This window comes from Streptomyces sp. SP17BM10, from assembly GCF_036322405.1.
Lineage (GTDB): Bacteria > Actinomycetota > Actinomycetes > Streptomycetales > Streptomycetaceae > Kitasatospora.
On record NZ_JAQYXB010000401.1, the window covers coordinates 1 to 24766 of the forward strand.

General features: G+C 72.1%; 24 protein-coding genes. 9 read left to right on the forward strand and 15 right to left on the reverse strand.

Annotated elements, in window-relative coordinates; translation table 11 throughout:
- The coding region (locus tag PUR71_RS03020; RefSeq protein ID WP_329924725.1) for a serine hydrolase domain-containing protein at positions 1-832 on the forward strand (832 nt) is incomplete at its 5' end.
- Positions 833-930: 98 nt separating this feature from the next.
- Here PUR71_RS03020 and PUR71_RS03025 read toward each other — a convergent pair.
- Entirely contained in the window at positions 931-1632 is a 702-nt protein-coding gene (locus PUR71_RS03025) for a response regulator transcription factor (RefSeq protein ID WP_329924726.1), read from the reverse strand.
- Entirely contained in the window at positions 1629-2858 is a 1230-nt protein-coding gene (locus tag PUR71_RS03030; protein ID WP_329924727.1) for a sensor histidine kinase, read from the reverse strand. Before PUR71_RS03030 ends, PUR71_RS03025 begins: the two co-directional genes overlap by 4 nt.
- 277 nt (positions 2859-3135) lie before the next feature.
- Here PUR71_RS03030 and PUR71_RS03035 point away from each other — a divergent pair, with 277 nt between their 5' ends.
- Positions 3136-5412 (forward strand): MMPL family transporter, encoded by a 2277-nt coding sequence (locus PUR71_RS03035; RefSeq protein WP_329924728.1) that lies wholly within the window; start codon positions 3136-3138, stop codon positions 5410-5412.
- A 474-nt stretch (positions 5413-5886) separates the two neighbouring features.
- On the opposite strand, the gene PUR71_RS03040 is transcribed toward PUR71_RS03035, so the two are convergent.
- From PUR71_RS03040 to PUR71_RS03050, 3 genes are all read right to left on the reverse strand, one after another.
- Complete coding sequence (locus tag PUR71_RS03040; RefSeq protein WP_329924729.1) at positions 5887-6267, reverse strand: CBS domain-containing protein; 381 nt, start codon at positions 6265-6267, stop codon at positions 5887-5889.
- A 174-nt stretch (positions 6268-6441) separates the two neighbouring features.
- Entirely contained in the window at positions 6442-7959 is a 1518-nt protein-coding gene (locus tag PUR71_RS03045; protein WP_329924730.1) for a DEAD/DEAH box helicase, read from the reverse strand.
- A gap of 366 nt (positions 7960-8325) precedes the next feature.
- Positions 8326-8529: a cold-shock protein gene (locus tag PUR71_RS03050; RefSeq protein WP_030918248.1), complete on the reverse strand. Its 204-nt coding sequence runs from the start codon at positions 8527-8529 to the stop codon at positions 8326-8328.
- Between the two features lie 523 nt (positions 8530-9052).
- Here PUR71_RS03050 and PUR71_RS03055 point away from each other — a divergent pair.
- On the forward strand, positions 9053-9274 hold the full coding sequence (locus tag PUR71_RS03055; protein ID WP_329924731.1) for a hypothetical protein: 222 nt from the start codon (positions 9053-9055) through the stop codon (positions 9272-9274).
- 314 nt (positions 9275-9588) lie between these two features.
- Here the strand turns inward: PUR71_RS03055 and PUR71_RS03060 are convergent, their stop codons facing one another.
- The 3 genes from PUR71_RS03060 to PUR71_RS03070 all read right to left on the reverse strand — a co-directional run bounded on the left by PUR71_RS03060 (position 9589) and on the right by PUR71_RS03070 (position 11217).
- On the reverse strand, positions 9589-9894 hold the full coding sequence (locus tag PUR71_RS03060) for a MerR family transcriptional regulator (RefSeq protein WP_329924752.1): 306 nt from the start codon (positions 9892-9894) through the stop codon (positions 9589-9591).
- 758 nt (positions 9895-10652) lie between these two features.
- Positions 10653-10853: a hypothetical protein gene (locus PUR71_RS03065; protein WP_329924732.1), complete on the reverse strand. Its 201-nt coding sequence runs from the start codon at positions 10851-10853 to the stop codon at positions 10653-10655.
- Between the two features lie 133 nt (positions 10854-10986).
- A complete protein-coding gene (locus PUR71_RS03070; RefSeq protein WP_329924733.1) occupies positions 10987-11217 on the reverse strand; it encodes a hypothetical protein in 231 nt (76 codons plus the stop codon).
- Between the two features lie 136 nt (positions 11218-11353).
- Here PUR71_RS03070 and PUR71_RS03075 point away from each other — a divergent pair, with 136 nt between their 5' ends.
- The 3 genes from PUR71_RS03075 (at position 11354) to htpG (ending at position 15296) form a co-directional block, all read left to right on the forward strand.
- Positions 11354-11749, forward strand: coding sequence for a hypothetical protein (locus PUR71_RS03075; protein WP_329924734.1), 396 nt, complete (start codon positions 11354-11356; stop codon positions 11747-11749).
- Between the two features lie 586 nt (positions 11750-12335).
- Entirely contained in the window at positions 12336-13022 is a 687-nt protein-coding gene (locus PUR71_RS03080; protein WP_329924735.1) for a type III effector protein, read from the forward strand.
- 300 nt (positions 13023-13322) lie between these two features.
- Positions 13323-15296 carry a molecular chaperone HtpG gene (gene htpG / locus PUR71_RS03085; RefSeq protein ID WP_329924736.1) on the forward strand — a complete coding sequence of 658 codons (1974 nt, stop codon included), beginning with the start codon at positions 13323-13325 and terminating at the stop codon, positions 15294-15296.
- 406 nt (positions 15297-15702) lie between these two features.
- Here the strand turns inward: htpG and PUR71_RS03090 are convergent, their stop codons facing one another.
- From PUR71_RS03090 to PUR71_RS03110, 5 genes are all read right to left on the reverse strand, one after another.
- Positions 15703-16095, reverse strand: coding sequence for a DUF2267 domain-containing protein (locus tag PUR71_RS03090; RefSeq protein ID WP_329924737.1), 393 nt, complete (start codon positions 16093-16095; stop codon positions 15703-15705).
- A gap of 195 nt (positions 16096-16290) precedes the next feature.
- Positions 16291-16725 carry an Hsp20/alpha crystallin family protein gene (locus PUR71_RS03095; protein ID WP_329924738.1) on the reverse strand — a complete coding sequence of 145 codons (435 nt, stop codon included), beginning with the start codon at positions 16723-16725 and terminating at the stop codon, positions 16291-16293.
- 360 nt (positions 16726-17085) lie between these two features.
- The gene (locus tag PUR71_RS03100) at positions 17086-18663 is read right to left on the reverse strand and encodes a PP2C family protein-serine/threonine phosphatase (protein WP_329924739.1); all 1578 of its coding nucleotides are present in this window, start codon (positions 18661-18663) and stop codon (positions 17086-17088) included.
- A 236-nt stretch (positions 18664-18899) separates the two neighbouring features.
- The gene (locus PUR71_RS03105; protein ID WP_329924740.1) at positions 18900-20000 is read right to left on the reverse strand and encodes a PP2C family protein-serine/threonine phosphatase; all 1101 of its coding nucleotides are present in this window, start codon (positions 19998-20000) and stop codon (positions 18900-18902) included.
- Positions 20001-20146: 146 nt separating this feature from the next.
- Entirely contained in the window at positions 20147-21364 is a 1218-nt protein-coding gene (locus tag PUR71_RS03110; RefSeq protein WP_329924741.1) for a cytochrome P450, read from the reverse strand.
- 166 nt (positions 21365-21530) lie between these two features.
- Between PUR71_RS03110 and PUR71_RS03115 the strand changes: the two genes are divergently transcribed.
- Entirely contained in the window at positions 21531-21887 is a 357-nt protein-coding gene (locus PUR71_RS03115) for an arsenate reductase family protein (protein ID WP_329924742.1), read from the forward strand.
- Between the two features lie 34 nt (positions 21888-21921).
- On the opposite strand, the gene PUR71_RS03120 is transcribed toward PUR71_RS03115, so the two are convergent.
- The gene (locus PUR71_RS03120; protein ID WP_329924743.1) at positions 21922-22392 is read right to left on the reverse strand and encodes a pyridoxamine 5'-phosphate oxidase family protein; all 471 of its coding nucleotides are present in this window, start codon (positions 22390-22392) and stop codon (positions 21922-21924) included.
- 116 nt (positions 22393-22508) lie between these two features.
- On the opposite strand from PUR71_RS03120, the gene PUR71_RS03125 reads away from it, so the two are divergent.
- Together PUR71_RS03125 and PUR71_RS03130 are read left to right on the forward strand one after the other, a co-directional pair.
- The gene (locus tag PUR71_RS03125) at positions 22509-23054 is read left to right on the forward strand and encodes a DUF1697 domain-containing protein (RefSeq protein ID WP_329924744.1); all 546 of its coding nucleotides are present in this window, start codon (positions 22509-22511) and stop codon (positions 23052-23054) included.
- 120 nt (positions 23055-23174) lie between these two features.
- Positions 23175-23720 (forward strand): DUF1707 and FHA domain-containing protein, encoded by a 546-nt coding sequence (locus tag PUR71_RS03130; RefSeq protein ID WP_329924745.1) that lies wholly within the window; start codon positions 23175-23177, stop codon positions 23718-23720.
- A 24-nt stretch (positions 23721-23744) separates the two neighbouring features.
- On the opposite strand, the gene PUR71_RS03135 is transcribed toward PUR71_RS03130, so the two are convergent.
- Positions 23745-24707, reverse strand: coding sequence for a DUF1152 domain-containing protein (locus PUR71_RS03135; protein ID WP_329924746.1), 963 nt, complete (start codon positions 24705-24707; stop codon positions 23745-23747).
- Positions 24708-24766: the final 59 nt, after the last annotated feature.

The following is a 24766-nucleotide window of genomic DNA, read 5'->3' on the forward strand; positions in this document are numbered from 1 at the left end:
CCTCCAGCTCGTCGCCGAAGGAAAGATCGACCTCGACACGTCCGTCGACACCTACCTGCCCGGCCTGCTGCGCGGCGACGGCATCGACGGACGCAACATCACCGTCCGTCAACTGCTCCAGCACACCAGCGGCCTGCCCGACTACACGGACGCCCCCGCGCTCTCGGATTTCAGCACGATCCAGCACCGCTACTTCGAGCCCCGCGAGCTCCTCGACAGCGCCCTCGCCCAGAAGGCCCGCTTCGCCCCGGGCACGCGCTGGGAGTACAGCAACACCAACTACATTGTCGCCGGACTCCTGATCCAGAAGGTCACCGGGCGGCCCGTCGGCGAGGAGATCACCAAGCGCGTCATCGACCGCATCGGCCTGCGCCACACCTACTTCCCCACCCCGGGGGACATGACCATCCACGAGGCCCACCCCGAGGGGTACAACCAGGACGCCGACGGCTCGCTCCACGACTACACCGAGATGGACCCCTCGATGGCCTGGGCGGCGGGGGCGATCGTCTCCACCAACAGCGACCTCAACGCGTTCTTCACCGCGCTCCTCGGCGGCCGGCTCCTGCCCGCGGCGCAGCTCGCCGAGATGCGCACCACCGTCCCCGCCGAGCTCCTGGGCCCGGGCGTCCGCTACGGGCTGGGCCTGCAGAGCAAGCCGCTCTCCTGCGGCGGCCTCCTCTGGGGCCACGGCGGGACAATTCCGGGCTACCGCTCCCGCGGCGGGGTCACCGACGACGGCCGCGCCGCCAGCATCACGGTCACCACCATCCCCGGTGACGCCGGCGCGCAGCGCATGGCGGACGCCCTGGACGCGGCCCTCTGCCACTGACCCACGCCGGTGCGTTCGGGGTGCCGGGCACCGGGCGGACGGCCTCGCAGCTTCCGTGATCGGGGGCCGTGGGGCCGTCCGCGAAGTACTGCTGCACTTCAGCCCGCCGGGTTCGCGCCCCGGGGCTCCACCAGGCCGGTCTCGTAGGCCGCGATCACCGCCTGGGCGCGGTCGCGGACACTCAGCTTGGCGAAGATGCTGGTGATGTAGTTCTTGACCGTGGAGACGCTGATGCCCATCGCCGCGGCGATCTCGGCGTTGTCGAGGCCGGTGGCCAGCAGGCGCCACACCTCGACCTCACGGGGCGTCAGTTCACCCAGGTCGGACGCCGGCACCGGCGACGGCGACGGCGGCAGGCGGGGCGTGGTGACGTAAGTGGAGATCAACCGGGTGAGCAGGCGCGGCGCCACCGCCGCCTCCCCGGTGTGCACGGTCCGCACGGCCGCCGAGAGTTCCTCCGGAGAGACGTCCTTGGGCAGGAACCCGGAGGCGCCGGCGCGCAGGGCGGCCACCACGTACTCGTCCATGTCGAAGGTGCTCAGCGCCAGGACCCGGCACGCAGGCAGCTCCCGCACGATCCGCTCGGTCGCCTGGACCCCGTCGAGAACCGGCATCCGGATGTCCATCACCACGACGTCCGGCCGGTGCCGGTGCGCGAGGTCGACCGCCCGCTGCCCGTCGTCCGCCTCGGCCACCACCTCGAACGCCGGGTCCGGTGCCAGGATCAGGGCCAGGCCCCGCCGCACCAGCGGCTGGTCGTCCGCGATCAGCACCCTGATCCGCTCCTGGGTACCCGTCATCCGAGCTGTTCCTCTCCGCCGGCCGGCGCCACCGGCAGGTCGGCCACCACCCGGAAGCCACCACCGTCGACGGCGCCGGCCACCATGCTGCCGCCCTGCAGCGCGACGCGTTCGCGCATGCCGATCAGACCGTACCCGGCGCGGCCCGCCCCCGCTCCGGCCGCACCGCCCGCCCCCGTCACGGCTCCCACCAGCGTGTCGGCCGGCGCGGCGGCGCCGTTGTCGGACACCTCGACGGTGACCCGGTCCGGAAGGTACGTCAGCTGGACCCGCGCCTCGGCCCGGCCGGCATGCTTGCGGGTGTTGGTGAGGGACTCCTGAACGATCCGGAACACCGCCAGGCCGGTGCTCGGCGGCAGCGGACGCTCCTCCCCCAGGACGGCGAACTCCGTGGGCAGACCCGCCCTGCGGGACTCCTCGACGAGCTCTCCGAGGTGACCGACACCGGGCTGCGGTGCGGACGGCGCCCGGTCCGCCTCCCCCGGCGCGTCGCCCTCCCGCAGCACGTCGAGCAGTTGGCGCATCTCGCGCAGCGCCATCCGCCCGGAGCTCTCCAGCGTGACCAGGGCGTCGCGAACCACCTCGGCGTCATGCCCGAGGTTCGCCCTGGCGCCGCCGGCCATCAGCTGCATGGTGGTGATGTGGTGGGCCACGATGTCGTGCAACTCCCGTGCGATGCGGCGCCTTTCCTGCGCCACCGCACGGTCGGCCAGCAGCCTGCGCCTGACCTCCACCTCGTGCTGCCAACGCTTCTGCACCACGGCCGCGACGATGATCAGTGCCACGGCGAGCACGTTGGCCGCCACTTCCCCCAGCGGAGGGGGCAGTGGATGTCCCTGGCCCAGCAACGGCACGGCGACCGCCACCAGGCCGGCCGGCGCCGCCACCGCGATGCCGCGGGAGCGGGCGACGGCGAACATTGCGACGCACAGCGTGCAGTTGAAGTGTTGCGGCACCGGCCCGCTCAGGTTCAGTGCCAGGCCGAGGACCAGCACCACCGCCAGTGACGCCAGCGGGTAGCGGCGCCTGGTGAGCAGCGGCATGGCCCCCAGTACGAGCAGGACCAGAGCCGTCAGGGCGATCGGCTGGCTTCCGTCCGGACCTCCGAGCGTGTACCCGATGAGGTCCAGGACGGCCGCCCCGACGGCCAGCAGCGCGTCACTGGCCGTCCAGGGCAGGCCGTCGGCTCTCGGCGACGGCGGCAGCGGCCGGTGGTGCGTCGACATTCTGGTGCTGGTCCTTTCCGCGACCGGTCGGCACCAGTCTTCGCCTGCGGTCCTCGGGGGGATGCTTTCGCGGTCCATTCTCGCAGCGGCTCCCGACCCCGGGCAGGCACCTCGGACCGATCCCCGACCAGGCCCCTGGTCCTGGTCAGGGCCGTGTACCGGGCCCGGGTCCCGACGGCGTTCTCCTCCCTCGCTCGGACGAGAACGCCCGTCAGCCCGTGATGGTCTGGAGATGTGCCGGAACTCGCCGGCTGACGCACCACAGCCGGAGGACATCGTGATCCGCGCCCTGACCGGATTCTCCACCAGGAATCCGTGGAAGGTGATCGCCGTGTGGGCGGTCCTGGGAATGCTCCTGACCGTCCTGAGCCAGACCCTGATCTACCGGGTGACCCAGACGCAGACGGCCGACTTCCTGCCGAAGAGCTACGACTCGGCCGCCGCCATGGCGATCGCCCACGACCGCTTCGGGACGAAGCCCGACGCCAACCCGGTGACCATCCTGGTCGCGCGGACCGACGGCCGGGCGCTGACCCCCGCGGACAAGGAGCAGATCGACGCCGGGGCGGAGCGGCTGAGCCGCCTCAAGGTCACCATGCCCAAGCCCAAGGACGCGGCGCCCCTTCAGCACGACTACTCGCAGATCCCCCAGGTCGGTCCGGCCATGACGGCACCTGACGGAACCTTCGAGCTGCTCTCCGCCAACCTCACCGGAAACTCCGCCGACCCGGGCCTGGAGAGCACCTTCCGGGCGTTCCGGGACAACGCCCGGGCGGAGTTCGCCGCCCAGGGCCTGCGAGCCGGCTTCACCGGCGCACTCGCCGACCAGGTGGACTCCTCCGACGATGGGAAGACCCTCTCGACCATCGCCTCCGCCTGCGCCGTCGCCCTGATCGTGCTGCTCCACGTCCTGGTGTTCCGCAGCCTCCTGGCCGCCCTGCTGCCGCTGATCTCGGTGGCCCTCATCAGCGGCGTGGCCAGCGGCGCGGTCGTGGGCACCGCGCTGTTCACCGGCATCAAGCTCGACCCCTCCGTACCGAGCCTCATCGCCGTGGTGCTCCTGGGCATCGGCATCGACTACTTCCTGTTCCTGATGTTCCGCTTCCGCGAGCAGCTGCGGGCCCACCCCGGTCGCCACCACCGCGCTACCACCGCCGAGGTCAGTCAGAAGGTCGGCACCGCGGTCACCTCGGCCGCGCTGACCATCGTCGCCGCCTTCGCCACCCTCGGGGTCGCCAGCTTCGGCCAGTTCCGGGTGCTCGGCCCGGCCATCGCGGTCTCGGTTCTGGTCATGCTGCTGGCCAGCCTCACCTTGATGCCCGCCGTGCTCGCGGCCTGCGGGCGCAAGCTCTTCTGGCCCTCACGCGCCCTCAAGGCCGAACCCCGCGAGGGTACTGCGGCCCGGTTCGGCAACCTGGTGGCCCGCCGGCCGCTGACCATGGTCCTCGCCTCGCTCGCCCTCCTGGGCGCCCTGGCCGGCGGGCTGGCCGGGATCAAGATGGACTACGGCCTGGGCGGCGGCGGCCCCCGCACCGCGTCCCAGAACACCGCCCTCGAGATCTCCCGCGCCCTGCCCGCCGGCGTGGCCGACCCGACCAGCGTCTACGTCGAGCGCAAGAACGCCGGTCCGCTCTCCCCCGGCTCGCTCGACGGCCTGACCCAGCACCTCACCCGGGTCGCCGGGGTCGGCCAGGTGGCCAAGCCGGTCCTGAGCGAGGACCGGCAGGCCGCGCGAATCGACCTGTTCCTCACCGCGGACCCGCAGTCCCAGCAGGCCCGTGACCTGGTCTCCGGCCCGATCCGCGCAGCCGTCGCCCAGAGCACACCCGCCGACCTGACCGCGCACGTCGGCGGCACCCCGGCCGTCTTCGCCGACGTCTCCACCGCCGTCGACCACGACCTCCGGCTGGTCTTCCCGGTCGCGGCGGTACTGATCGGGGTGATCCTCCTCCTGCTGCTGCGCAGCGTGCTCGCACCGGTGGTCCTGATGCTCTCCGTCGGCCTCGGCTTCGCGGCCACCCTCGGCGCGGCCGCCCTGCTGTTCCAGCACGCGATGGACAAGCCGGGCGTCAACTTCACGCTGCCGCTGGTCCTGTTCCTGTTCGTGGTCGCGCTCGGCACCGACTACAACATCCTCATCAGCGACCGGATCCGGGAGGAGATGGAACACCCCGGGCCGCCCCGGGCAGCAGTCGCGCGGGCCCTGCGGCACACCGCCCCGGCCATCACGACGGCGGGCCTCGTCCTGGCCGGCTCCTTCGCCAGCCTCGCGGTGACCCCGCAACCGTCCACCCAGCAGATCGGCTTCGCCACCGCGCTCGGCATCCTGCTCTCCGCGTTCCTGCTGTCCATCGTGCTGGTGCCCGCCCTGGCCGCGATCCTCGGCCGCAGCCTGTGGTGGCCCCTGCGCCCCGGACGCACGACCGCCCGGCCCACCAGCCCGCACCACACAGGAACGCCGCGATCGCCGCAGTCGCCGCAGTCGCCGCAGTCGCCGCAGTCGCCGCCACGGTCCCAGTGGCCCGCGCCGCAGCACCAGGACACCTACCTCTAGAAGACTGATGAAGGTCTTGGTGAGCTCCGGGCTGCCGCCGTCAGGCGGTGGCTCGGATTTGCCAGGTGGTACCGCCGTGGTGGAGGCCGAGATCGATCAGGGTTCGTACCGGTCGGCGATACGCCACCATCCGCAAGCGATGACGGTCGGTGGTGGGACCGCATCGGAGTAGCGCCGCGTTACGCCGTGCGGCACAGTCAGCGCGATCCTCGCCGTCGCTGCTCGACATCTCCCCGCACATCTCATCAGTTGGGGCGGCGGCTTGTGCACCGGTTGTGCACCGCATGTCCTGGAGGCCACACAAGTGCAGGTCAGAGGCACGTTCGAGCTGTACACGACCTGTAAAAGCCCATCCGACCTGCGGAAACGCAGGTCGGCCTCTCACTGTTTCCGCAGGCCAGCACCTCGCTGACCTGCGGAAACGTCGTTCGGGCGGCTCGTGTCGGACACACTGGGGCTCGTAGTCCGTGGCCCCTACAGGCTGAGCAGGCCGATGGCGTGACCGTCGTGGTCCACCACCGGCCACGTGTCCAGGCCGCGTGAGCGCATGGCGGCGACGGCGGTGGCGGCGGGCATGCCGGTGGTGGCGAACGGGGCGCGGTCGAGGGTCACGTCGCGCACCGGGGTGCGCTCGGTGTACCAGGACCGGGCCTGGAACGGCGCCAGGTGCAGGCGGGTCAGCAGCCCGGCGCAGCGACCGTCCTCGTCGCGGACCAGGAGGTGGTCCGCGCCGGAGCTCCGCAGGATGTCCATCGCGGCGTCGACCATGACATCGTCGCTGATCTGCAGCTCGGGGTGCGTCATGAGATCGCCGACCGTGGCGGTGGTCGGCGGATTCTGGATCGTGGTGGTCACGGGCTGACTCCTTCGTCTCTCCCGCCGGGACGGCGGTGATGATCAGGGCTCTGGTGGCGGATGGGCCGACAGGCTGCTGAGGGATTCCGCCCGCGGTCGTCGCGGGAGTCCGGTGTCGCCGGCCTGGCGATCTGTGCGGGTCCGGTCCCGAGCCGGGAGCCGGGCCCGGCGGTGCTACGCGGCGAGGGCGACGCGCTTGGGGGCCCGGCGGCGCGAGGAGCTCTGGTTGCCCCGGCTCGAGGTGGCCCGGGTGTCGCCGACAGCCGCGGCGGGACGGCCGCGGCGGCCACGGTTCGCGGAGGGGTTGCGGCGAGGCCGCTCGACGACGGGATCGGCGATCACGGTGGGGATGCCAGTGGGCACCCGGGCACCGGTGATACGGGCCAGCTCGTCATCGCCGGCGCAGACCCTGGTGATGACAGGGGTGATGGCGGCCGTGGCCATCATCCGGGCCATCGCGCGCCGCTGGTTGGGCAGCACCAGCGTGACGACCGTGCCGGACTCGCCCGCCCGGGCGGTGCGGCCACCGCGGTGCAGGTAGTCCTTGTGGTCGGCCGGCGGATCCAGGTTGACCACGAGGTCGAGCCCGTCGACGTGGATGCCCCGGGCGGCGACGTTCGTCGCGATCAACGCGGTGACCTGGCCGGTGCGGAACTGCTCCAGGGTGCGGGTGCGCTGCGGCTGGGACTTGCCGCCGTGCAGGGCCGCGGCCTTCACCCCGTTCGCGAGGAGGTCCCGCACGAGGCGGTCCGCGCCGTCCTTGGTGTCGGTGAACATGATGACCCCGCCGTCGCGGGACGCGATGTGGGCGATCGTGGCGTTCTTGTCGGAGTTCTGCACGTGGAGCACGTGGTGCTCCATGGTGCTGACCGCTCCGGCGGACGGGTCCACCGAGTGGGTGACCGGGTCCTTGAGGAAGCGCCGCACCAGGCGGTCGACGTTGCGGTCCAGGGTGGCGGAGAACAGCATCGTCTGGCAGCCTTCGGCGACCTGCTCGAGGAGCTCGGTGACCTGCGGCAGGAAGCCCATGTCGGCCATCTGGTCGGCCTCGTCGAGGACGGTGACGGCGACCTCGTCCAGTCGGCAGTCGCCGCGCTGGATCAGGTCCTTGAGCCTGCCGGGGGTGGCCACCACGACCTCCGCCCCGCGGTTCAGCGCGTGGGCCTGGCGTCCGATCGACATCCCGCCGACCACGGTCGCCATCCGCAGGCGCACCGCGTGGGCGAAGGGGGTGAGGGCGTCGGTGACCTGCTGCGCGAGCTCGCGGGTGGGGACCAGCACCAAGGCCAGCGGGCGGTGCGGCTGAGCCCTCCGTCCGGCGGTGCGGGCCAGCACGGCGAGCCCGAAGGCGATGGTCTTGCCGGAGCCGGTGCGACCCCGGCCGAGGACGTCGCGGCCGGCCAGCGAGTTGGGCAGGGTCGCGGCCTGGATCGGGAACGGTGTGGTGACGCCCTGGCGGGTCAGGATGGAGAGCAGAGCCTTGGGCATGTCCAGTTCGTCGAACGCTTCGACGGCCGGCAGCACCGGAGTGCTGCTGACCGGCATGGCGAACTCGCCCTGCTGGGAGGAGTGTTGACGTGAGCTACGGCCTCTGGCCGGACGGTCGCCGTAGAAGGAGCTGCCGCCGGAGCGGGAGGATGCCGCGGAGCGGGAGTTGGCGTTCTGGTACGAAGAGCGACTGGAGCGGTTCATGTGAAACCTTCCCGGGGCGGCACGTCGCGAGGCGGCTCCGCAGCGCGGGGCGCCGGCAGGATGCCGCGACGGAACGGGCCGGAGGTGTGGGGAGCGGAGCGTGGACGGTGGAACCGTGCGGCACGTCACCTCAGGTCGGCACTCACCGTGCGGGGTGGGAGCGAGGAACCTCAAAGCCGTGCGATGTCACGGCAGGGCGCCGGTCCGGACGCGGCGCTGTGCGTCTCGCGTGGGAACGGGCGGCGGTGGCGGGGCCAGCGGCCTTGACGGCCGGGAGATGCGCCGTGGCGCAATGCCGAGGGGCCCGCACCAGGCGTGTGTGCGCGGTGCGGGCCCCTCGCTGCTAGGCGGGTGCCGTGGCAGAAACTACAGCGGGCGAATGTTCTCGGCCTGCGGGCCCTTCTGGCCCTGCGTGACGTCGAACTCGACCTTCTGGCCCTCGAGCAGCTCGCGGAAGCCGTTGGCGTTGATGTTCGAGTAGTGGGCGAAGACGTCGGGGCCGCCACCCTCCTGCTCGATGAAGCCGAAGCCCTTCTCCGCGTTGAACCACTTCACAGTGCCATTAGCCATAAAAAAATCTCCTTCAAGGGGCCGTCCGAAGCCCGCACAGCGCGGACTTCGAGTCGCCGCGATGAGCACCCACCCGGGGAAGAGCCGGGAAACAAAAATGCGCCTGCGAAACATCAGCAGGCGCACACAAAGTTCATGGGAACCACTACTGCAACTAGGACGACAGTAGCAGGCCGCGGCCCGCGGCGGTGGGATATTTCCGCCCCAGTTCTGCGGGGGCTCACCCCCGGAGCTGCCGGACCAGAGCCGACGGGCCCGTCAACGCGCTTGGAGGGCAAGCTGGTTGACCGAGTGGATCATTCCCCGGGGCCGCTCGCCCGATGCTGCGATGACCGCAGGTGCGGCGTGTCCGCCCTCACGGTGGCAGCCGCCAGGGCGGCGGATCAGGCCTACCGGGACGGATCACGCCCACCGGCGCCGCCGAGGGGCGAACCGGACGAGCGCACGCGTCGTTCACGATTCCCCGGAAATCGATGGCGCCGAGAAGGTCCGGCGTCGCGCTTTCCGGCGCATACTGGAGCTGATGAGAAAATTCGCAGCAGTCCCCCGCCACCTGCCCACCAGCCCCTTCAAGGCCCGGGTGGAGGCGCCGCGCAAGCACTTCGCCGTCGGCGACCGGGTCACGCATGACACGTACGGTCTCGGCCGGACCATCAGCGTCGAAGGTGACATCGCCGTGCTCGTCGACTTCGGGTCACGACAGGAACGCATCACCCAGCCGTACACCGGGATGTTCAAGCTCTGATCCCGGGCGCCGTTCAGTCCCGGCTGTCAGTCCCAGCCGCCAGTCCCGGTCGGCCGCCTCGCGCAGTTCGTGGGCGGGGCACGCCGCCCGGGACGGCTTCATGTCGTTCCGCGCAGGCCGTCCAAGCGGAACACAACATTCCACTCCACGCGGCCGGCGCCAGGAGGGCAGACCTGGCGGCCGCCACGTCGAGCCGCGAGGGCGCGTGCCGGCGCGTCGGACTCCCACCTCATCGCGTCCCGTGTGGCGGCCACGGTCGGAGGGGGGACTGCGGCGCGCGTCGTGGAGGTCGCGGGCCGGCAGTCCGGTCGTCCTCAGGTGCGGTCGCGGCGGAGTTCGGCGTTGATGCGCAGGGCCTCCTCGAGCTGGTCTTCGAGGATGATGATGCGGCAGGCGGCGTCGAGCGGGGTGCCCTGGTCGACGATTTCGCGGGCGCGGGCGGCGATGCGCAGTTGATAGCGGGAGTAGCGGCGGTGGCCGCCGGCTGATCGCTGGGGGGTGATGAGTTTGGCCTCGTCGAGGCTGCGCAGGAAGCCCGGCGTGGTGCCCAGGATCTCTGCGGCCCGGCCCATGGTGTAGGCGGGGTAGTCGTCGTCGTCGAACTTGGTCTCTGCGCTCATGTGGTCCGCCGTGTCGTGGTCGGTGGCGAGGGTGGTCTGTTCCACCAGCACCTTCTTTCTCGGGAAACGGGTCGAGGGCCCCGGCGCTGTTGTGCGCCGGGGCCCAGGGATATGCGGATTCACTGCACCATCTACTGCACTACTGCTGCCGGCTGATTCGCCGGCCTGCGGTGTCCGCACCGCCCGGGGGAGGGGCAGGATGCGGGGATCGCGTATGCGTGACCGAGGACCACCTCTTCCATGACGTTCCATGACGATGGCTACTGCGGTGACCGCCCGGCTGGTACTGCGTGCCGTGGCGGGCGATCCGACGGGGTGAACCCTTCCCTTCTCCTCTGGTGTGCATCGTGCGTACTGCTGTACTGCGGTACTGCGAACTGCTGGCAACGCCCGTCCTGCTGGTACTGCGTGGTGCGAACTTCAGGTACTGCCGGTGTTGCGAACTGCCGGGTGTTGCCGGTACTGCGATCCTGCGCGTGCGCGACCGCCACCGCCCCGGGCCCCACGCACGACCGGGCCCGCGACGCCTGACAGGTCACCCGCCTTCCGCCGGGAACCCCTTGCCATGACCGGGCCCCGCGTACTGACGACCTGCACGCCTCCTGCATCACTGCTGATACTGCGAACTGCGGTACTGCCCAGGCAGTTCGTGTCTGCCTGCCCTGCGGTCCTGCTCTTCCAACACCAGGAACACTACACAGACCGACGGGCAATGTCTACTCTCGCCAGTGGAGGTTTCCACGTCTGGGCGAAGAACGTTATTGTCGCGCCCCTTCCCGCCCGACACCCGGGCCGGGATGCGGGGCGAGGGCATCGCGCAGGGCATAGACGTCGGCGACGGTGGCTTGTTCGGCCAGGCGCGCCAGCAGCCGGCGCAGGACCCTCTCGTCGCCGTCGCGGACCGCCTCCACGATTCCGCTGAGCACGGAGGCGTCGGTGATCGGGGCGGGCTGCTGCATCTCCACTCTCCTTCGCGCCCGGCGGGGGGCGGTGCGTATGCCGTATCTGCACCCGGGGGTGCCCTGGTCGGGGCGGGAGACTATCTGCCGGCCGGCGGCCAGGGCCTGCGGGGTGCCCGCATGGCGGGGTCGTTCAGCGGGGGGCGAGTGCGGTGAGCGCGGCGGCCATGACGTCGCGGACGGCGGACGCGGCCGAGCTGGAGGCGAGCAGGAAGCCGAAGGCGACGGCGACGCAGACCGTGAACCCGGTGGCCTCGCGCCGACGCACCAGCACCACGAGGAGCACGCCGAAGAACACCACGGCCGACACGTTGAGGACCACGGTCACCCTTTCCCGGTCCGGCAGATCGCGCTCGAACCGCATCCAATACCTTTTCCAGCCACCCCATATTTTTCCATGCAGCGATCACAGATAGTGGATTTGTCGTGCTGCGTCGCTCCCGGCGGCGGCCCGGGGGTGTCCGTGCGGGCGGCTTGCGGCGGGCACTATCCTCTGGTTCATGTCGAACCCTGATGGGCTGCTCGTCGACATCGCCGCAATGGTGGAGTCCGAGCGCAGTAACCAGATGCCTATGACCGTGGTCGTCCCGGGGGCGGTCATCACCGGCCGGCTGGCGCCGGAGAGCCTGTGGAACGAACGAGTGGCCGAAGTCCTCGCCGCCTCCGATCACCTGAAGCCGTTCGCCGCGCTGTTCACGGCGCGCGTCACCGGTGACGGCGGAGACGGCGGCGGCGACGCGGCGACGCCCGCAGTGCGGCCGACGCATCTGCACCTGCATGTCGCCCGCATCCTGCAGGGCAGTTACGGTCTGCCTCACACCGGGGGCATGTACCGGATCGCCATCTCCGAGATCAGCAGTTGGACGGTGGGGGACCTCAGCTACTCCGACCAGTGACACCCCCTCCGGAACGGGTTCGCCGGCGCTGCGGCGCGGCTGCCGTGATCGATCTCGCCGTCGGGGGCCGCACCGCCAGGGCGCGGCCGTCGGCCCGTTCCGGAGTGTCACGGCGGGTTGATGTCGTTTTCCCGGCGTCATTCGGCCAGGAAGAGGGGCGCGAGAGGCGCGTCGCCTCCGGGGATCCCGCCCTCTGCTGCGTCAGGGTGGCGCGGGAGAGCGAGCGCGTCACCGCCCGTACTCCTTCCCGCGCGTGCTCGATGCGGATGACCCAACCGAACCGCTCCCGCACGCCCGAACGCCCCGTGGCCCCGCCCGGCGAGCCGGGTGCGCACTCCTCCGTCGTGCGGGGCGGATTGGTGTTCGGCCTTCACGGCGAGCATCCGGCCCAGCGTTTCGACCTCGACCGCCTTCGGCGGGATCACGGGGCAGGTCGAGCGCGATCACCAAGCCGCCACCGCAGTGTGCACGGACGTCAGCGCGCACGGACGCCTCCAGGTGGTTCGCACTGGTGCGGCACGCCACGAGCCGCTGTACCATGTCATCCATCCGATGACAAAGGAACGGTCAGCGAAAGAGTGACGACATGGATGTGCAGGACACCGGCGCGGCCGGGGCGAGGCCGGCCTCGTTCCTGGCCGCCGCCGCCGCGCTGGGCATGATGGACGCCGCCGCCCGCACCGCCCGCACCGCTCCCCCGGACCACACGGGGCAGGACGACCCCGGGCAGGCCCTGGCCGCGCTCTTGATGCTGCGCCACCTGCGCGAGGAACTCGCAGGCTGGGAGACCGGCCTGATCGAGACCGCGCGCGACGCGGGAGCCACCTGGGCCGATCTCGCCGAACCGCTGGGCGTCCAGAGCCGCCAGGCCGCCGAGCGCCGGTACCTGCGACTGCGTCCCAATGCTGACGCCGGCACCGTGGCGGGCAGCACGGGCGAACAGCGCGTCCAGGCCACGCGGGCTCAGCGCGCCGGTGACCGCGCGGTGACGACCTGGGCCCGTGACAACGCCGCCGACCTGCGCCGCCTCGCCGGTCAGATCGGTGCCCTGGACGACCTCAGCGCCCAGGCGGCCCCCGCCATAGAACGCCTCCTCGACGCGCTCGGCCACCACGACCCCGCCCGCTTGCTCGCCCCCCTCGCCGAGACCCGGCCCCTCCTGGAGGCGGGCCACCGGAAGCTCGCCGACCGCCTCGATCAGGTCACCGCCCGGACCGACCAGCTGCGGGCAGACAGTGACCGGCACCGCCGCACACCCCCAGCCAGACCGTGACCACCCCGGCGACGGCCCCGCCGGGGTGCGGCCCACGCGGTCGACTCCCATGACTCCGCCGTCGACCGGTACCGCACCCGCCCGAACCCGCCCACGGTCCGCTACGGCGGCCACGCTGGAGTGCCGCGACGGCCGGAAGCGCTTCCTGTCCTCCACCGCACCGCCCGCCCCGAGCCGCCCTACCAGCCCCTCAGCCACATCTGACCACCGTGCGGCGCCGCGCAGCATGCCGCCCGGCGCCGCACGGCTCGACCAGACCAGACCCTTTCCAGCACCGTGAACTCGAAGGAGACACCTCCCGTGGCCAGCCCGACCCAGACGCTGGAGTTCCAGGCGGAAACCCGCCAGCTGTTGCAGCTGGTGATCCACTCGATCTACTCGAACAAGGACATCTTCCTGCGCGAGCTGATCTCCAACGCCTCCGACGCCCTCGACAAGCTCCGTCTGGAGTCCCTCACCGACACCGGCCTCGACGCCGACACCTCCGACCTGCACATCACGCTGGACGTCGACAAGCAGGCCCGCACGCTGACGGTGCGGGACAACGGCATCGGCATGACCCGTGACGACGTCGTCGACCTGATCGGCACCATCGCCAAGTCCGGCACCGCGAGCCTGCTGGCCAAGATCAAGGAGACCAAGGACGCGGCCGCGGCACAGAGCCTGATCGGCCAGTTCGGGGTCGGCTTCTACTCGGCGTTCATGGTCGCCGACAAGGTCACCCTGCACACGCGCCGGGCCGGCACCGAGCAGGGCACCGTATGGGAGTCCGACGGCGAGGGGACCTACTCGATCGCGGAGGCCGACGACCTGCCGGTGGGCACGTCGGTCACCCTGCACCTCAAGCCGGCGGACGGCGAGGACGGGCTCGGCGACTACCTGGCCGCGTGGAAGATCCGCCAGATCGTCAAGCAGTACTCGGACTTCATCCGCTGGCCCATCCGCATGGCCCCCGAGCCCGCCTCCGCACCCGCCGGCGCGGACGCCGAATCCGGCGCCGCTGACGGCGCCACGGACGGGGCCACGGACGAGGCCGCCGGCCAGCCGGAGACCCTGAACTCGATGAAGGCGCTGTGGGCCCGCCCGCGCAGCGAGGTGAGCGAGGCCGAGTACAACGAGTTCTACCAGCAGATCAGCCACGACTGGCAGGCCCCGGCCGAGACGATCCACATGCGCGCCGAAGGCACCTTCGAGTACGAGGCGCTGCTGTTCGTCCCCGCCCACGCCCCGTTCGACCTGTTCTCCCGCGACACCAAGCGGGGCGTGCAGCTGTACGTCAAGCGCGTGTTCATCATGGACGACTGCGACGCGCTGATGCCCAACTACCTGCGGTTCGTCAAGGGCGTCGTCGACGCCCACGACCTCTCCCTCAACGTCTCCCGGGAGATCCTGCAGCACGACCGCCAGATCACCGCCGTGCGCCGGCGCCTCGTCAAGAAGGTCCTCGCCGCCCTCAAGAGCACGCAGGCCACCGACAACGAGGCCTACCTCAAGCTGTGGGAGCAGTTCGGCCGCGTCCTCAAGGAAGGGCTGATCGAGGACCGCGACAACAGCGACACCCTGCTGGAACTCGTCAGCGCCGCCTCCACCCACGATGCGGAGAAGCCGACCACGCTGCGCGAGTACGTCGCGCGGATGAAGGACGGCCAGGACACCATCTACTACCTGACCGGCGAGAACCGGGCGATGGTGGAGAACTCCCCGCACATGGAGGCCTTCACCGCCAAGGGCTACGAGGTCCTGATCCTCACCGATCCCGTCGACGAGATCTGGACCGACCAGATCCCCGCCTTCGACGGCCACCGCTTCCAGTCCATCGCCAAGGGCCAGGTCGACCTCGACGACTCCGACGACGAGAGCGGCGACGAGGCCAAGAGCGAGAAGGCCCAGCGCGAACAGGACTTCGCCGCCCTCCTCCCCTGGCTCCAGGGCGCCCTGGCCGAGCACGTCAAGCAGGTCCGGCTCTCCACCCGCCTGACCACCTCCGCGGCGTGTCTTGTCGGCGACGCCCAGGACCTGACCCCCACCCTGGAGAAGATGTACCGGGCCATGGGCCAGGAACTCCCCGCCGTCAAGCGGATCCTGGAACTCAACCCCACCCACCCCCTCATCACCGCCCTGCGCCGGGCACACGAGACGAACGCCGACGACCCGGCGCTCGCCGACATCGCCGAACTCGTCCACGGGAGCGCCCTGCTGGCCGAAGGCGGCGACCTGCCCGACCCGGCCCGCTTCACCCGCCTCCTGACCGACCGCCTCACCCACACCCTGTAACCCCCAGCGGGGTGCGGCCCGCCCGGCGTCCCAGCCGTCCCGGCCGGCCGCACCCCGGACACCCCCGGTCGCTCCAGGTGCGTGCTACCGGTTCGCGCCTCACCTACCCGCCGGTCACAGGGCGGCTGGGGCCCTCCGGCGGGCCGGGCGGCTCAGGGGCGGCGAGCCGGCCCGGGGCCCGTTCGAGCGCGCCCCGGACGTTCGCGGCGAGCCAGCGCCGCACCACCGTGCGCACCCGTGCCCGGAGGCGGGCCGGCCGGCCGCGCGGCGCCGCGGACCCGCCGTCCGGGTCCGGTGACACAAGCTTCTCCATGCCGCACACAACGTCGCCCCGCCCCGCCCGGGCACGATCCTCGACAACGGACGGCCACGGGCGGGTTCGCGCGTCGGCACGGCGGCACGTCCCTCAGGCGGCTGCGAGGTCGGCGCGGCCGAACAGCAGCGCGTAGCTGCGCGGCAGGAAGGCGAGGAGGCGGCCGGTGAGCTGCTCCCCGGCGAGGGCGGACAGGACGGTGAGGACGGTGGAGCTGTCCCAGCGGGCGGCGGCGAGGGTGGTGGTGAGGATGCGGGCGACGGCCTCGACGAAGGCGGGGGCGGCGACCGGATGGGTCAGGGGGATCTGGGCGGCGAGGACGGCGCGGGCGCGGTCGGGGAGGACGGCGGCGAGGTCGCAGCGTTCGTCGCCGGTGAGCTGGGAGCCGAGGACGGTGAGGACCGCGTCCAGGACGCGCTCCGCCTCCTGGTCGCTGTCGTAGCGGCCGAGGTCGCGGACCTGCTGCACGAGGTGGTGCCACGTCATGACGGATCAGGGCCTTTCCGGGTCACGGGGCCGGCTGGTGCGGCGTACGGGGCGTACGGCGGGGCAGCCTCGGGCCCGCCGCGGCCGTCTGGGCCTGTGCGGGCACGTGCTGCGGGGCTCGGCGAGGAAGGGGGCTGTCCCGCGCGGCCGGGGGGAAGCCGCGCGGGACAGCCCGTCTCCGGGGAGGGAAGAGGGTCAGGCCTGGATCTGCTTGCGGTCGCCGCTGTGGCTGATCGCGATCTTGCGGGGCTTGGCCTTCTCCGCGACCGGGATCCTCAGGGTCAGCACGCCGGAGTCGTAGTCGGCGCTGATCCCCTCGGGATCCAGGGTGTCGGACAGCATGACCTGGCGGGAGAACACACCGAGGGGTCGCTCGGACAGCTCCCACTTGACGTCCTCACCCTCGCGGCGAGGACGCCGTTCGGCCTTGACGGTCAGCATGTTCCGCTCGACGTCGATGTCGATCGCCTGCGGGTCCACCCCGGGCAGGTCGAAGCAGATCACGTACTCGTCGCCGGTGCGGTACGCGTCCAGCGGCATCGGGGTGGGGCGGGACCACGTACCCGTCGTGCTGAGGAACTGCTGGGCCAGGCGGTCCAGTTCGCGGAACGGGTCGGTGCGCATCAGCATCGCGGAACACCTCCAGTAGGGATCAAAGGGCGCCAGTGCGCTTCACCTCACTCCGTTCTAGCACGTCATCCATCCGATGACAAACAAGCGAGTCACCAAAAGAGTGACGCCTCGCGGAGGTCGCGTCCGCCTTGCACCCGGACGGGGAGGGCCCCCACCACGCCGGCGGGTCGGGCAGGCCGCTTCCCCGCGGCGCGCCCGGTCGCGGCCGGGGCTGGCACCGGATTCCTACGTCTGAACGGAGCGTTCGCACAGGCGCGAAGTGGACGTCGGGATCGGCCGCAATCGGCTGGGGAACGGCGCTGTCCGGCGGCAGGGCACGGCTGGGCGGAAGCGCTGGAGGCCGGCTCAGCCGGGCGGTCAGCGGCTGATGTGGAGGGCGCAGATGTCGTCGTGGCGGGCGCCGGGGGCCGCGAGTTCGGGCAGGAGGGCGTTCAGGAAGTGCCGGGCACCGGCGTGGGCCTGCGCGGCCCGGATCAACCGGGCGAGGCCCTCGTCGATCGGCTGGTCCGGAGACTCGACGAGACCGTCGGTGTAGAGGAGCAGGTGGTCCCCGGGCAACAGGTCAAGGGAGGCGGCCTCGTAGGAGGGCGTGGCGGTCGCGCCCAGAAGGATGCCGCCGGGGGCGGGCAGGAGGCGGGCTTCGCCCTGCCGCAGGAGCAAGGGAGGGAGGTGGCCGGCGCGGACCCAGGTGAGCCGGGAGGTGGCGGGCTGGTAGACGGCCATGATCATGGTGGCCGTCCGGCTGTCACGGTCCGAAGTGTGCAGCAGCAGGGTGTTGAGCCGGGCGAGCACGGTGGGCAGGGGCGTGCCGGTGATGGCCATGCCCTTGGCGGTGAAGCGCAGGAGGGCCATGGTGGCGACCGCGTCGAGCCCGTGGCCGGCCACGTCGCCGACGACGAGCAGCACGTTGCCGTCGGGGAGTTCGATCGCGCTGTACCAGTCGCCGCCGAGGTTGAGCCCTTCCTGGAGGGGCCGGTAGGCGACGTCGACGGTGAGGTCGGCGAGGTGAAGGGTCTGCTGGGGTACGGGGAGGAGGGTGTCCTGGAGGCGGGCGGCGAGTTCGCGTTCGGCGGCCAGCAGGGTCTGCTGGGCGAGCACGCGCTGCTTCTGCTCCAGCAGTTGCTGTTCGGCGTGCTTCGCCGCGGTCAGGTCCTGGAAGAAGCCGTGGAGCTGAACCGGTTGGCCCTGGGCGTCCGACTCGGCTTCGCTGACGACCCGCACGTGGCGCACTTCCCCGTGCGGAAGGCGGATGCGGAAGGTGCGGTCGATCGGCTCGCCGGATTTCAGGAGGCGCCGGACCGCGTCGTCCAACTCGGGGCGGTCCTCGCCCTCGGCCCGGGCGGACAGTTCCTCCAGCGTCAACGGCCCCGCCGAACGGTCCCGTCCGAAGATGGAGTACACCTCGTCGGACCAGGTGACCTCGCCGCGGACCAGATCCCGGTCCACCCAGCCCATCCGGCCCGATCGCTGCATCAGCGCGAGTCGGCGCTGCTCCCGCTCGCGCCTGTCGAGCCGTTCCCAGGAGACGACCAGCCCTCCCTCGCACGGCACGGCCCGGACCCGGTACCGGGACAGGTGCGGGATGCCGGCGGCGGTCTCCTCGTACTCCAGCTCCCCTTCGTAGGCCACCCCCGTCTCCAGCGCCCGGAGGTAGCCCCGCCAGAGGTCGGTGCCGAGCACGGCCGGATAGGTCTGCAGGATGCCGAGCCCCACCAGCTCCTGGCCCCGGCGTCCGGCGATGTCGATCGCCTGGGGTGAGGCGGCGGCGAAGCGAAGGTCGACCACCTCACCGCCGGACCCGGGCTCCGGCAGGAGGAACACCACGGAACCCGGAAGGCCGGCCAGGACGCGCTGGACCACCGCGGCCGCACGATCGTCGTTCCTCGCCGAACCTGCGGGCGGCCGGTGCGCCGCCGGTTCCTCGTGGTCCGTCATGCAACGAGCATGGCACGCTCGCGGCGCCCCTCTGGCCGCTTCAGACAGGTTTGCCGGGTTTCAGGGCAGCCGGCGTGGTCCGGTTTGGCCGTCGCGTCCAGTTCCCGTCGGAGGAGGTGGCGGCGGTGGGTGACCGCCTCGGCACCATCCTCGCGGTCACCGGCCCGGTCCTCCGGGTGCCCGGTGCTGTGGGAAGCGAAGCGCCTGCCGGGAGGGGGCTTCGTGGTGCGGCGGGGTCAGGTGGGGTCGTCGGGGGTGAGGGCCAGGAGGGCCAGGTCGTCGGCCAGGAGGCCGGCGTAGTCGTGGACGTCCTGGGCCAGGAAGGTGACCACGCGGTCGGGGGACGTCGTGCCCAGGGCGGCGAGGCGTGGGGCCAGGGGGTAGAAGGTGCCGGCGGCGTTGCGGGCCTCGCTCACGCCGTCGGTGTAGAGGAGGACGGTGCTGCCCGGTGGCAGGGCCACGGCAGTGGGTTTGCCGTGGTCGTCGGCGGGAGCCAGGTGGCCGAGGCCGAGCGGGAGTTCGTCGGGGCAGGCGATCGGGGTGATGGTGCGGCCGGCGAGCATCAGCGGGGTGGTGTGGCCGCGGTTGACGATCTCCACGCAGTCGGAGCCCGGGCGGTACTGGAGGAGGACGGCGGTGGCGAACAGTTCGTCGTCGCCGCGGTCGGCGGCGTCGCGGAGGACCGCGCGGTCCAGCTGGTCGGCGATCTCGACCAGGTCCGGGGTGTCGTGCGCGGTGGCCCGGAACGCGCCCAGCACGTCCGCCACCGTCCGTACCGCGCCGAGGCCCTTGCCGCGGACGTCGCCGAGGAGCACCCGCACCCCGAACCGGGTGTCGCACACCTCGTACAGGTCGCCGCCGACCAGCACCTCGGCCTGGGCCGGGCGGTAGAGGCCGGCCATCCGCAGGCCGCCGGCGCGGTCCGGGACCGGGCGCAGCACGGTGCGCTGGAGCGTCTCGGCGACGGTGCGGGCGTGCAGCAGGTTGCGGTTCTGCCGGATCCGCTGCCAGGACAAGGCGGTGCCCATCACCCCGGAGAGCAGGGTCGCGATATACACCCAGACGTGGTGCTGCTCGTCGATGTGGCCGGCCCGCAGGGCGAGGACGAGTTGGAGGGCGACCGAGCCCAGGGTGGTCGCGGCGGTGACCGCCGGACCGTAGCTGAACGCCGCGACGACGGGCAGCGCGGTGAGCAGGAACCCGGCGGCGACGGCGTCCGGGACGATCGCCTCGGTGAGGAGGTCCAGGACGAGCAGGAGGACGGGCAGCCAGGGCACCCAGCGCGGCACCCTGGATTCCACGGCCGCCCGGAACGGCGGGCGGGGCGCTGTGGGCACGGCGGGAACCTCCTGTTCGACCGGGCGGAATGCCCGGTTCGTCCCTCCATGCTCCACCACGGCCGCCCCTGCCACGAACGGCCGAACGTCCCGGATGCGTGCGGCCGGAGGCCGGTCGACGGAGGGTGACCGGCCCCCCGCGGAGGTCAGCGCACGGTGACCGGGAGCGTCTCGTAGCCGCGCAGGACCAGGCGGTCGCGACGGGTGGGCACGCCGCCAGGGGCGAGCCGGGGGAAGCGGTCGAGCAGGGCCGCGACCGCGATCTCGGACTCCGTGCGGGCCAGCTGGGAACCGAGGCAGAAGTGCGGCCCGGCGCCGAAGCTGAGCGGCTGGCTGCCGGTGCGGGTCGGGTCGAAGACCTCGGGGCGGTCGTAGCGGGCCGGGTCGTGGTTGGCCGCACCGATCATGACGAGCACCGTGCTGCCGGGCGGCGCGGGCAGGTGGTCGACGGCGAGGCCTTCGGCGAGCGCGATCCGCGAGGTCAGCTGGACCGGTGCGTCGTAGCGCAGCACCTCCTCGGTGAAGGCGGCCGGGGAGAGCGCGCCGGCCCGCAGGGCGGCGGCCGTGTCGGGGTGGCGGAAGAGCAGGGCGAGGCCGTTGCCGAGCAGGTTGGTGGTGGTCTCGAAGCCGGCCACCAGGAGGAGCACCAGGTTGGCCAGCAGTTCGCGGCCGGACAGGCGGGCGGGGTCGTCGGCGGCGATCCGGGCGAGGTCGGTGACGAGGTCGTCCTGCGGGTGGCGCAGGCGCTCGGCGGCCAGCCCGGTGAAGTACCCGGCCAGCTCGTCGGCGGCCTCGTCGGCGACGTCGAGCTCGGCCGCGTCCTGGACGAACTCCAGGGCGACGGTGAGGTCCGCGGCGAGGCCGCGGAAGAGGTGGCGGTCGCCCTCGGGGACGCCGAGCAGTTCGCAGATCACGCCGACGGGCAGCCGGTGGGCGAAGGCGTCCATGAAGTCGACCGGCGAGCCGTCCGCACCGGCCTCGGCCATCTCGTCGAGCAGCCCGGCGACCGCCGCCTCGACGGCCGGCCGCAGCGCGGCGACCCGGCGGGCGGTGAACACCGAGGCGATCAGCGAGCGGACCCGGGCGTGGTCGGGTGCCTCGCGTTCCAGGATCGAGCGGCCGAACAGGTCCAGCGAGGAGTGCTCGGCGAACTCCGGGGCCAGGCCGGCCTGCATCTCGGGGGTGGCGACGCCGAAGCCGGGGGTGCGCAGCACCCGGTCGGCGGTGCCGTGGCCGAGCGCCAGCAGGAAGCCGGGCCCCGCCGGGGCCGCGCTGCCCAGCTCGTGCGCCCGCGCGTACAGCGGGTACGGGTCGGCCCTGCCCTCGCGGGTCAGGAGTCGCTCGACGATCGCCGCGCCGTCCATCCGGTGCTCCCCTCCCCCGGCCGGTCTCTCCGGCCCGGACCCCTGCTTCCGGTTCGTGAACCACCGGCGGGCGCTTGGGAGTTCCCGGCGCACCGCCGGTACGGCGGCGCGGTCCGTTCCGACGTGCGGTCCGGCCGGTGCGGCGGCGCTCGGTAGGCTGGGCGGCATGGAGATCTGGATCAACCCCCGCTGCGGCAAGTGCCGGTCGGCGCTCAACGAGCTGGAGGCCGCCGGCGCCGAGTACACCGTGCGGCGGTACCTGGAGGACCCGCCGAGCGCGGCCGAGCTGAAGGCGGTGCTGGAGCGGCTCAACCTGGAGCCGTGGGACATCACGCGCATCGACGAGCAGGTCGCCAAGGACCTCGGGATGAAGCAGTGGACCAAGGAGCCGGACGACCGGGCGCGCTGGATCGCGGCGATGGCCGAGCACCCGATCCTCATCCAGCGCCCCATCATCACCGCGGACGACGGCCACGCCGTCGTGGCCCGGACCCCCGAGGCCGTCAAGTCCGTCCTGCCGTAGCGCGTACCGGCACCCGGGCCGGCCGGTGGAGCACTCAGTGGAGCATGGTGCGCTCCACCGGCCGGCCGGGGTGCCAGTTGTGGACCCACAGGTGGCCGTCGGCCAGTCCGGTGTGCACCACCTGCTCCAGGTCGAGCCGGAACGCGTGGAACGGGCCCGGCGGAGGCTCGGGCAGATCGGCGACGTAGGCGGTGAGCTCGGCCTCGTCGGTGAGCTCCACGGCGCGGCCGGACAGCTTGGAGTCGCCGCCCGCCATGGTCTCGTCGCCCGGGTGCGAGTGCAGCGCGAAGCGGCCGTCGCGCTGGAGGTCGCGGGCCTTCACCGAGCCGTACATCGACCCGAGCATCGCGTCGGCGCCGATGAAGTCGACCTCGGTGCCGCTGACCCGGGGCGATCCGTCCTTGCGCAGCGTCGCCAGGACGTGGTGTTTGTTGGCCTCGAACCGGGCCCGTACCAGGGGCGCGAGATCGGGGGCCTCCTGCTCGAAATCCTGCCAGGTAGCCATGGCGCCAGTCTGGCACCGGGCACCGACAACCGCCCTCGCCGGAAATCCGCTTCCGCCGCCCACCGCCGCCCACCACCAACCGAGGCGTTGTCGGTGGGCGGTGCCACACTGGCCGGGTGACCACCACCACGTACATCGCGTTCCTGCGGGCCATCAACGTCGGCGGCCGCACCGTGAAGATGGAGCGGTTGCGGGCGCTCTTCAGCGAGCTGGGGCTGGCCGGCGTCCGCTCGTACATCCAGAGCGGCAACGTGTTCTTCACGACCGACGAGCCGGACCGCGCGGCCCTCACCCGGCGCATCGAGCGGCACCTGGAGGAGTCGCTCGGCTACCCCGTCCCGGTGATGCTGCGCACGGTCGACGAAGTGGCCGCCGTGCTGGCCGCCGAGCCGTTCCGGGGCGTCGAGGTGACGCCGGACGTCCGGCTGCTGATCGCCTTCCTCTCCGAGCCGCTGCCCGCGGACCTCGCCGCGCCGCACTCCTCGCCCAAGGGCGACTTCGACGTGCTCGGGGCGGACGACGGCGCCGCGTACATCGTGGTGCACCTGAAGGACGGCAAGTGGGTCACCAACGACGTGTTCGGCAAGCGCTACGGGGGCTCGGTGACCTCCCGGTTCCTGCACACCACGGAGAAGATCCTGGCCGCCGCCAGGAAATCCTGACCGGAGGGCGGAACCGCCCGCCGCCCGGCGGTGTCCTGCTCTCCGGGGGAAGGCGGGAGCACCGGGCGGCGGGCGGCCGGAATCTGGACAGCCGGGTACGGCGCCGCCGACAATCGGGACATGACGCAGCCTGAGATCCGGACGAACGCCGTCCGGCCGTCCGAGGACGAACGGGACCGGGTGCTCGGAGTACTGCGCGACGGCGCGGGCAGCGGCAGGCTCTCGCACGACACCTTCCTCGGCCGGATGGAGGTCGTCCTCCAGGCCACCAGCCGCGCCGAGTTGGACGCGGTGATGGCCGACCTGCCCACCGGTGGCCCGGTGGAGCGGTTCCTGCTGCGGACGGTGGGCCGGGTCTCCGCGTTCGGCGAGCGGCTCGGCCGGGCCTGGCGCATCGAGCGGCTGCCCGGACTGAACCTCCCGCAGGCCGGCGCGACGCAGTTGACGATCGGTCGGATCCCCGGCTCCGGACTGCGGCTGCACGACGCCTCGGTCTCCCGCCACCACGCCGAACTGCGGCACGAGGGCGGTGGCTGGGTGCTGTACGACCTCGGCTCGACCAACGGCACCCACGTGAACGGGCACCGCATCGCGGGCGGCGTCCGGGTGCGCCCGGGCGACCAGGTCCGGTTCGGCAACCTGGAGTTCCGCCTCGCGAACGGGTGACCGCACCCTCCCGGGCCGCCGCGGTCAGTGCGGGAACTGCCGGGGCGGGCGCAGCTTGGGCTGTTCGTCCTGGAACCGCCCGACCGCGGTGCTGATCTGGCGCATCAGGACGGTGCCTTCCAGCCGGTCCAGGTAGCGGTGCTCGGCGGCCAGGGCCTCGACCGTCACCCCGAAGTACATCGCCATCAGCGGGTTCACGAAGAGCTCGCCGCCCTTGGTGCGGTCGGTGAAGCGCACGTCGCCGAACTCGCCGCGCAGCGCCGCCGCCACCGAGCCGTTGACGATGCTGGGGTGCTCGGGGAAGGCGGCCCTGGCGTGCTCGACGGCGTCCAGGTAGAGCGCGCCCTCGCGGCTGTCGCGGGGGATGGAGAAGGCGCCGAGGTAGCCACCGGCCCGGTCGAGGGCGGCGAGGTTCTCCAGCACCAGCGAGTGGTTGACGCCGTGGTAGGCGTCCACGCCGAAGCCCAGGCAGGCGACCAGGCGCTCCGGCACCTCGGTGAGGCCGGCCACCGCGCCGAGACTGGCCATGTCCTCCTCGGGGGTGCCGAGCCCGGTCTCGTCGCCGCGCATCAGGATGTCGGTGCCGCCGTCGACGAGGAGGACCGCGTCGATCCCCAGGTGGCCGATGAGCAGGCGGTAGGCGTCGCGCAGCAGTTGGACGCCGACCGACGGGAACGCCCAGACGGTGTCGGGCATGCCGTGCAGGTGCAGCCAGCGGGCGAGCATGCGCTCCGGGAAGTAGCCCTCGGGGGCGGCGGTGTCCGGGCGGATCTCGGCGACGTCGGGCCCGAACCACACGTCACCGGGCAGGCCGTAGAGGTGTGTGAAGGAGAGGTTGGCCAGGTGCACCTCCTTGCCGGCGGCGCGCAGGGCCAGCGCGATGGGGAGGCCGGCGTAGACGTCGAAGCCGCCGCCGGCGCCCGCGACGAGGATGCGGTCCACGGCCAGCAGACGGGTGAGCAGCGGAGGTTGCAGCAGCGAGGTCACCCGCGGGACGGTAGCAGGCCCGTGTGGCCCGGGCGCTGTCGGTGGCGCGTGCGAAGATG

Coding starts and splice junctions, on each gene's coding strand:
- PUR71_RS03025 (WP_329924726.1), bottom strand. CDS start 1,632: ATGACGGGTACCCAGGAGCGGATCAGGGTGCTGATCGCGGACGACCAG.
- PUR71_RS03030 (WP_329924727.1), bottom strand. CDS start 2,858: ATGTCGACGCACCACCGGCCGCTGCCGCCGTCGCCGAGAGCCGACGGC.
- PUR71_RS03045 (WP_329924730.1), bottom strand. CDS start 7,959: ATGAACCGCTCCAGTCGCTCTTCGTACCAGAACGCCAACTCCCGCTCC.
- PUR71_RS03050 (WP_030918248.1), bottom strand. CDS start 8,529: ATGGCTAATGGCACTGTGAAGTGGTTCAACGCGGAGAAGGGCTTCGGC.
- PUR71_RS03055 (WP_329924731.1), top strand. CDS start 9,053: ATGAGAAAATTCGCAGCAGTCCCCCGCCACCTGCCCACCAGCCCCTTC.
- PUR71_RS03060 (WP_329924752.1), bottom strand. CDS start 9,894: ATGAGCGCAGAGACCAAGTTCGACGACGACGACTACCCCGCCTACACC.
- PUR71_RS03065 (WP_329924732.1), bottom strand. CDS start 10,853: ATGCAGCAGCCCGCCCCGATCACCGACGCCTCCGTGCTCAGCGGAATC.
- PUR71_RS03070 (WP_329924733.1), bottom strand. CDS start 11,217: ATGCGGTTCGAGCGCGATCTGCCGGACCGGGAAAGGGTGACCGTGGTC.
- PUR71_RS03075 (WP_329924734.1), top strand. CDS start 11,354: ATGTCGAACCCTGATGGGCTGCTCGTCGACATCGCCGCAATGGTGGAG.
- PUR71_RS03080 (WP_329924735.1), top strand. CDS start 12,336: ATGGATGTGCAGGACACCGGCGCGGCCGGGGCGAGGCCGGCCTCGTTC.
- PUR71_RS03090 (WP_329924737.1), bottom strand. CDS start 16,095: ATGACGTGGCACCACCTCGTGCAGCAGGTCCGCGACCTCGGCCGCTAC.
- PUR71_RS03095 (WP_329924738.1), bottom strand. CDS start 16,725: ATGCTGATGCGCACCGACCCGTTCCGCGAACTGGACCGCCTGGCCCAG.
- PUR71_RS03100 (WP_329924739.1), bottom strand. CDS start 18,663: ATGACGGACCACGAGGAACCGGCGGCGCACCGGCCGCCCGCAGGTTCG.
- PUR71_RS03110 (WP_329924741.1), bottom strand. CDS start 21,364: ATGGACGGCGCGGCGATCGTCGAGCGACTCCTGACCCGCGAGGGCAGG.
- PUR71_RS03115 (WP_329924742.1), top strand. CDS start 21,531: ATGGAGATCTGGATCAACCCCCGCTGCGGCAAGTGCCGGTCGGCGCTC.
- PUR71_RS03120 (WP_329924743.1), bottom strand. CDS start 22,392: ATGGCTACCTGGCAGGATTTCGAGCAGGAGGCCCCCGATCTCGCGCCC.
- PUR71_RS03130 (WP_329924745.1), top strand. CDS start 23,175: ATGACGCAGCCTGAGATCCGGACGAACGCCGTCCGGCCGTCCGAGGAC.